The 7,705-nt window shown below is 41.8% G+C and carries 2 protein-coding genes, 4 tRNA genes and 4 rRNA genes; all 10 read left to right on the top strand.

Annotated elements, in window-relative coordinates; translation table 11 throughout:
- Positions 1–669 precede the first annotated feature (669 nt).
- The 10 genes from FNN09_RS14360 (at position 670) to FNN09_RS14315 (ending at position 7,701) form a co-directional block, all read left to right on the top strand.
- Positions 670–2,191: ribosomal RNA gene (locus FNN09_RS14360) — 16S ribosomal RNA — on the top strand.
- 108 nt (positions 2,192–2,299) lie between these two features.
- A tRNA-Ile gene (locus tag FNN09_RS14355) sits at positions 2,300–2,376 on the top strand.
- A gap of 86 nt (positions 2,377–2,462) precedes the next feature.
- Positions 2,463–2,536 (top strand) — tRNA-Ala (locus tag FNN09_RS14350).
- A 137-nt stretch (positions 2,537–2,673) separates the two neighbouring features.
- A tRNA-Ile gene (locus tag FNN09_RS14345) sits at positions 2,674–2,750 on the top strand.
- A gap of 86 nt (positions 2,751–2,836) precedes the next feature.
- Positions 2,837–2,910, top strand: a tRNA-Ala gene (locus tag FNN09_RS14340).
- Between the two features lie 213 nt (positions 2,911–3,123).
- Positions 3,124–5,923: ribosomal RNA gene (locus FNN09_RS14335) — 23S ribosomal RNA — on the top strand.
- A gap of 84 nt (positions 5,924–6,007) precedes the next feature.
- Positions 6,008–6,118 (top strand): 5S ribosomal RNA (rrf, locus tag FNN09_RS14330).
- Between the two features lie 37 nt (positions 6,119–6,155).
- A 5S ribosomal RNA gene (gene rrf / locus FNN09_RS14325) occupies positions 6,156–6,266 on the top strand.
- The 16S, 23S and 5S rRNA genes sit together here with 4 tRNA genes alongside, the layout of an rRNA operon.
- 128 nt (positions 6,267–6,394) lie before the next feature.
- A complete protein-coding gene (locus FNN09_RS14320) occupies positions 6,395–7,126 on the top strand; it encodes a hemerythrin domain-containing protein (RefSeq protein WP_143303057.1) in 732 nt (243 codons plus the stop codon).
- The gene (locus FNN09_RS14315) at positions 7,126–7,701 is read left to right on the top strand and encodes a response regulator transcription factor (RefSeq protein WP_143303056.1); all 576 of its coding nucleotides are present in this window, start codon (positions 7,126–7,128) and stop codon (positions 7,699–7,701) included. The genes FNN09_RS14320 and FNN09_RS14315 overlap by 1 nt, the downstream gene beginning before the upstream one ends.
- Positions 7,702–7,705: the final 4 nt, after the last annotated feature.

The raw sequence follows: 7,705 nt of genomic DNA, 5'->3' as shown, positions 1-7,705 counted from the left end.
AGTTGATTTTTTGACAAAAGAAAAGATAGTTTGTAACTTGAATTTCGCTTCAAAAAAAAGATTCAAAAAATACATTTTTTATTTGCTGAATTAAAAATAAGACTTACCTTTGCAGCCGCTCTTCAAACGAGAGGAGTTAATGTTATTGATTTTAGACTGTTGACACAGTTGAAATTACACTTCCGGAAAATCGGAAAAAAGTTCTTTGAAAATATTGGATAGTACCTAATTTGAAATGAATTAGAAAAGGTTAAAAAGTGAAAATCTGAAGTCAATTAGATCTATAAGAATTTATCTAGAGATATTTAAAATTTTTATACAACGAAGAGTTTGATCCTGNACATGTTGAGTAAGTTGATTTTTTGACAAAAGAAAAGATAGTTTGTAACTTGAATTTCGCTTCAAAAAAAAGATTCAAAAAATACATTTTTTATTTGCTGAATTAAAAATAAGACTTACCTTTGCAGCCGCTCTTCAAACGAGAGGAGTTAACGTTATTGATTTTAGACTGTTGAAACAGTTGAAATTACACTTCCGGAAAATCGGAAAAAGTTCTTTGAAAATATTGGATAGTACCTAATTTGAAATGAATTAGAAAAGGTTAAAAAGTGAAAATCTGAAGTCAATTAGATCTATAAGAATTTATCTAGAGATATTTAAAATTTTTATACAACGAAGAGTTTGATCCTGGCTCAGGATGAACGCTAGCGACAGGCCTAACACATGCAAGTCGAGGGGTAACAGGGAAGCTTGCTTCCGCTGACGACCGGCGCACGGGTGCGTAACGCGTATGAAACCTACCTTGTACTGGGGGATAGCCCGAAGAAATTCGGATTAATACCCCATAATATATTAAAGTGGCATCACTTAAATATTAAAACTCCGGTGGTATAAGATGGTCATGCGTGACATTAGCTAGTTGGTAAGGTAACAGCTTACCAAGGCAACGATGTCTAGGGGTTCTGAGAGGAAGGTCCCCCACACTGGTACTGAGACACGGACCAGACTCCTACGGGAGGCAGCAGTGAGGAATATTGGTCAATGGACGCAAGTCTGAACCAGCCATGTCGCGTGAAGGAAGACTGCCCTATGGGTTGTAAACTTCTTTTATATGGGAAGAAATATATCTACGTGTAGGTATTTGCCGGTACCATATGAATAAGCATCGGCTAACTCCGTGCCAGCAGCCGCGGTAATACGGAGGATGCGAGCGTTATCCGGATTCATTGGGTTTAAAGGGTGCGTAGGCGGAATAATCAGTCAGGGGTGAAAGTTTGTGGCTCAACCATAAAATTGCCTTTGATACTGTTATTCTTGAGTACATTTGAGGTAGGCGGAATGTGTTGTGTAGCGGTGAAATGCTTAGATATAACACAGAACACCGATTGCGAAGGCAGCTTACTAAACTGTTACTGACGCTGATGCACGAAAGCGTGGGGATCGAACAGGATTAGATACCCTGGTAGTCCACGCCGTAAACGATGATAACTAGTTGTTTGCAATAGACCGTAAGCGACAAAGCGAAAGCATTAAGTTATCCACCTGGGGAGTACGTTGGCAACAATGAAACTCAAAGGAATTGACGGGGGCCCGCACAAGCGGAGGAACATGTGGTTTAATTCGATGATACGCGAGGAACCTTACCTGGACTTAAATGTATTCTGACAGCTTTAGAGATAGAGTTTTCTTCGGACAGTTTACAAGGTGCTGCATGGTTGTCGTCAGCTCGTGCCGTGAGGTGTCGGGTTAAGTCCCATAACGAGCGCAACCCACGTTGTTAGTTACCAGCACATAATGGTGGGCACTCTAACAAGACTGCCGGTGTAAACCGCGAGGAAGGTGTGGATGACGTCAAATCAGCACGGCCCTTACGTCCAGGGCTACACACGTGTTACAATGGTCGGTACAGAGGGCAGCTACCTAGTGATAGGATGCGAATCTCAAAAACCGGTCTCAGTTCGGATCGAAGTCTGCAACCCGACTTCGTGAAGCTGGATTCGCTAGTAATCGCGCATCAGCCATGGCGCGGTGAATACGTTCCCGGGCCTTGTACACACCGCCCGTCAAACCATGGAAGCCGGGGGTACCTGAAGTCTGTGACCGCAAGGAGCGGCCTAGGGTAAATCTGGTAACTAGGGTTAAGTCGTAACAAGGTAGCCGTACCGGAAGGTGTGGCTGGAACACCTCCTTTCTGGAGATTATTTTTATAGTGAGATTTTAGACTCACTTTTTACCTTTTAGTACTATTCATATATTACAGCGTCAAGTAATCCACAAAGGGATAAGATGACACTGCTAGAGTCCCGTAGCTCAGTTGGTTAGAGCACTACACTGATAATGTAGGGGTCGGCAGTTCAAGTCTGCCCGGGACTACCATTACTAGACAAATAGAAATTAGATAATAGATTATTAGATGAAAATCTCTAAGTCTCACATCTAAAAATCTAAGAGTCTAAAATTATGGGGGATTAGCTCAGCTGGCTAGAGCGCCTGCCTTGCACGCAGGAGGTCATCGGTTCGACTCCGATATTCTCCACATTTTTTCATTTCTATTAATACAAAGGTATTATTAGTATTTACTTATTGAAGACAGATATAATGGTTATTTAATTCAGTTCGATTCTGAATATATCACTAAGCTNGTCTAATAATCTAACGGGGAGACACTGCAACAGTCCCGTAGCTCAGTTGGTTAGAGCACTACACTGATAATGTAGGGGTCGGCAGTTCAAGTCTGCCCGGGACTACCATTACTAGACAAATAGAAATTAGATAATAGATTATTAGATGAAAATCTCTAAGTCTCACATCTAAAAATCTAAGAGTCTAAAATTATGGGGGATTAGCTCAGCTGGCTAGAGCGCCTGCCTTGCACGCAGGAGGTCATCGGTTCGACTCCGATATTCTCCACATTTTTTTCATTTCTATTAATACAAAGGTATTATTAGTATTTATTTATTGAAAGACAGATATAATGGTTATTTAATTCAGTTCGATTCTGAATATATCACTAAGCTGACAAAAGGGGACTAAGAATAGAGCCTTAGGAACTGAAAAGCTAAAAGATCTTTGACATATTGGCAACACAAAATAAAATCATAAACACCAACTAGGTGTGTGTAAAAGAAAGTAGATAAGGGCGTACGGGGAATGCCTAGGCTCTCAGAGGCGAAGAAAGACGTGATAAGCTGCGATAAGCTACGGGGAAGTGCAAATAACTATTAATCCGTAGATTTCTGAATGGGGCAACCCACTATGTTGAAGACATAGTATCTAGCAATAGAGGCAAACCCGGGGAACTGAAACATCTAAGTACCCGGAGGAAGAGAAAACAAAAGTGATTTCCTAAGTAGCGGCGAGCGAACGGGAATTAGCCCAAACCATAATTGTTTAGGCAATTATGGGGTTGTAGGACTTGTATAATCAAATAGAAACGAAGTAGAACGCTTTGGAAAGAGCGACCANAGACGGTGATAGTCCGGTATACGTAAGGTTCTGTGCGAGACGAGTATCCTGAGTAGTGCGGGACACGAGAAATCCTGTATGAATCTGGCGGGACCATCCGTTAAGGCTAAATACTCCTGAGAGACCGATAGTGAACCAGTACCGTGAGGGAAAGGTGAAAAGCACTTCGAACAGAAGAGTGAAAAAGTACCTGAAACCGTGCGCCTACAAGCGGTTGGAGCGGATTTAATCCGTGACAGCGTGCCTTTTGCATAATGAGCCTACGAGTTAGTCGTAGTTAGCAAGGTTAAGACTTTCAGGGTCGGAGCCGAAGCGAAAGCGAGTCTGAATAGGGCGATAAAGTTAGCTGCGCTAGACGCGAAACCAAGTGATCTACCCATGATCAGGTTGAAGCTGTGGTAACACACAGTGGAGGACCGAACCAGTTGACGTTGAAAAGTCTTTGGATGAATTGTGGGTAGGGGTGAAAGGCCAATCAAACTTGGAAATAGCTCGTACTCCCCGAAATGCATTTAGGTGCAGCCTTATTTTAGTTATACAGAGGTAGAGCTACTGATAGGACGCGAGGGCTTCATCGCCTATCAACTCCTGATAAACTCCGAATGCTGTATAATGATGAATAGGAGTGAGGGCATGGGTGCTAAGGTCCATGTCCGAAAGGGAAAGAACCCGGACCATCAGCTAAGGTCCCCAAATGTATGTTAAGTTGACCAAACGCGGTTTTACTGCTTAGACAGCTAGGATGTTGGCTTGGAAGCAGCCATTCATTTAAAGAGTGCGTAACAGCTCACTAGTCGAGCGGTAATGCATGGATAATAATCGGGCATAAACATACTACCGAAGCTATGGATTGTAATTTATTACAGTGGTAGGGGAGCATTCTAAACTGGGTTGAAGCTGAAGATGTGAGTCACAGTGGACTGTTTAGAAAAGCAAATGTAGGCATAAGTAACGATAATGGGGGTGAGAAACCTCCACGCCGAAAGACCAAGGTTTCCTGATCAACGCTAATCGGATCAGGGTTAGTCGGGACCTAACGCGAACCCGAAAGGGGTAGTGGATGGCAAACAGGTTAATATTCCTGTACCTGCAATACAATGAAAGTGACGGATTGGCCAGATGCTTACGTACTGACGGAATAGTACGTTGAGCCTAGTCTACGGACGAAGCGAAAGTAAGTAACCGGTTCCAAGAAAAGCAAGTATTGCGGCTCGTACCGTAAACGGACACACGTAGTTGGGTTGAGTATACTAAGGCGCTCGAGTGATTCATGGCTAAGGAACTAGGCAAATTAACTCCGTAACTTCGGGAGAAGGAGTGCTCACAGTAATGTGAGCCGCAGAGAAATGGCCCAGGCGACTGTTTATCAAAAACACATGGCTTTGCTAAATCGAAAGATGATGTATAAGGCCTGACACCTGCCCGGTGCCGGAAGGTTAAGTGGAGATGTTAACTTCGGTGAAGCATTGAAATGAAGCCCCGGTAAACGGCGGCCGTAACTATAACGGTCCTAAGGTAGCGAAATTCCTTGTCGGGTAAGTTCCGACCTGCACGAATGGTGCAACGATCTGGGCACTGTCTCAGCCATGAGCTCGGTGAAATTGTAGTTCCGGTGAAGATGCCGGATACCCGCAACGGGACGGAAAGACCCCGTGAACCTTTACTGCAGCTTAACGTTGGTTTTGGGTAAGTAATGTGTAGGATAGGACGGAGACTTTGATCTTGCATCGCTAGGTGTAAGTTAGTCGCCCTTGAAATACGTCCCTTTGCTTATCTGGAGCCTAACCTGTTTACAGGGACACCGTTTGGTGGGTAGTTTGACTGGGGTGGTCGCCTCCAAAAGAGTAACGGAGGCTTCTAAAGGTGCGCTCAAGACGATTGGTAACCGTCTGTAGAGTATAATGGTATAAGCGCGCTTGACTGTGAGGCCGACAAGCCGAGCAGGTACGAAAGTAGAGCATAGTGATCCGGTGGTTCCGCATGGAAGGGCCATCGCTCAAAGGATAAAAGGTACTCCGGGGATAACAGGCTGATCGCTCCCAAGAGCTCATATCGACGGAGCGGTTTGGCACCTCGATGTCGGCTCGTCACATCCTGGGGCTGGAGAAGGTCCCAAGGGTTGGGCTGTTCGCCCATTAAAGTGGCACGCGAGCTGGGTTCAGAACGTCGTGAGACAGTTCGGTCCCTATCTGTTGTGGGCGTAGGAAATTTGAGAAGGCCTGACGTTAGTACGAGAGGACCGCGTTGGACAAACCGCTGGTGCACCAGTTGTTCCGCCAGGAGCATCGCTGGGTAGCTAAGTTTGGAAGGGATAAGTGCTGAAAGCATCTAAGCACGAAGCCTGCTTCAAGATGAGATTTCCATTAAGGGACGTTAGAGACGATGACGTTGATAGGCTGCAGGTGTAAAGGTGGTGACATCATAGCCGAGCAGTACTAATTACCCGAAGCTTTCAAGAGATTTTTCTCTTTGTAGAATAATTGACCACATTTTAGTTAGGTGGATATGATTTTGTTTTGTGCCGATATGTTAATAACAATATTTAGGTGGTTATTGCATCAGGGTTCCACCTCTTCCCATTCCGAACAGAGAAGTTAAGCCTGATAGCGCCGATGGTACTGCGTAGAAGTGGGAGAGTAGGTCGCCGCCTTTTTTTTAGAGAAATCCGATATTCNTGTTAATAACAATATTTAGGTGGTTATTGCATCAGGGTTCCACCTCTTCCCATTCCGAACAGAGAAGTTAAGCCTGATAGCGCCGATGGTACTGCGTAGAAGTGGGAGAGTAGGTCGCCGCCTTTTTTTAGAGAAATCCGATATTCGAAAGAGTATCGGATTTTTTGCGTTTATATTCTTTGTGTTCACATTTCTACTTCCTAATTTTTATTAATTCTAAATAAATAGGTATTTTTGAGCAAATTTTAACTTATATGCAGATTACAGGTGATTTAAAAATGGTTGATGTTGTTCAGCACGATATTCAATTATTAGCGGTTATTCAACGACTCAACATACCTTTAGGTTTTCGTGAGAGAACAGTAAAAGAAGTGTGTAACATAAATAATGTAGATTTAGATTTTTTCTTACACATTGCCAATTCATTTCATGATAAGGAATTTTTAGATTTCAAAAAATTCAGGAATTTTCCGGTTGATTGGATTATTCAATATCTAATGAATGCCCATCGATGTTATGTAGATTATAGAATCCCTGAGATTGAACGTCAGATTAAGAATTTCGAAAAGCAAGTAGATATTAATGAGAAGAATATTGCTCTGCTTTTAGACTTTTTTAGAAAGTATATAAGGGAGTTTAATTCGCATATTGAACAGGAAGAAAAAAGTGTATTTCCGTATATTTTGGAACTTAGTGATATTTTAAAATCTGATAATTTTGATTCTCCAAGACGAGATAAGCTGCCTTCAATTTCAGAGTTTCATGATGAGCATAGTAGTATCGAAGAAACCCTTTTTGATTTAAAAAGTATCTTGCTAAAGTATTTACCTCCGCCAGTTACGAATTGTCTTTATAATAATTTAATATTTGATATTTTCAGGCTTGAACGTGATTTGTTAGATCACGCTGAATTAGAAGAAAATGTTTTATATCCACTCGTTAAAGAGATGGAAAACGAATTGCATTCAAAACAAAACCTAAGATAATGGCTAAATTAGTAATTGCTGAGAGTTCTCATGTTATTGCGTTAGGCCTATTAAGCTTAGTTAAAACCTTTCAAGACGTTGAGAATGTACGTATCGTTCATGAAGAGGAGGAATGCTGTTCAGTTATAGAAGAGTTTTCTCCTGATATTCTTCTAATTAACACATCGTTTCTTAAATTGGAAACCATGCATAGAATGTTGAAAATTAAAAAGGATGAAGCAATTGTTGTTCATATTTTTAATACGCCACTTCCAATTGGAGCACCCATGGAGCAAGTATCAATATTAGATTCTAAGGATATTTTATTAAATAAGTTTGACACTATTCTAAAACGTGTAAGAAATTTGAGTGATGAATTGGATACCGAGGAATTAAGTCCACGAGAAAAGGATATTCTTAAAGAGGTAGCTATAGGTCTTACTAACAAAGAAATTGCTGAAAAAACGTTTATAAGTACCCATACGGTAATTTCCCACAGAAAAAATATTACGCGCAAGCTTGGTATTAAAACTGTTTCGGGTTTAACGGTTTATGCTATTTTAAATAATATTATTCAAATGGACGATATCTCCTAAATTA

The sequence above is a fragment of the Carboxylicivirga sp. M1479 genome, assembly GCF_007097485.1.
Taxonomy (GTDB): domain Bacteria; phylum Bacteroidota; class Bacteroidia; order Bacteroidales; family Marinilabiliaceae; genus Carboxylicivirga.
This window is presented reverse-complemented; position numbering and strand designations above follow the sequence as displayed.

Bases quoted from the DNA above. Each gene is read 5' to 3' on its own strand.
- FNN09_RS14315 (WP_143303056.1), top strand. From the start codon at position 7,126: ATGGCTAAATTAGTAATTGCTGAGAGTTCTCATGTTATTGCGTTAGGC.
- FNN09_RS14320 (WP_143303057.1), top strand. From the start codon at position 6,395: ATGCAGATTACAGGTGATTTAAAAATGGTTGATGTTGTTCAGCACGAT.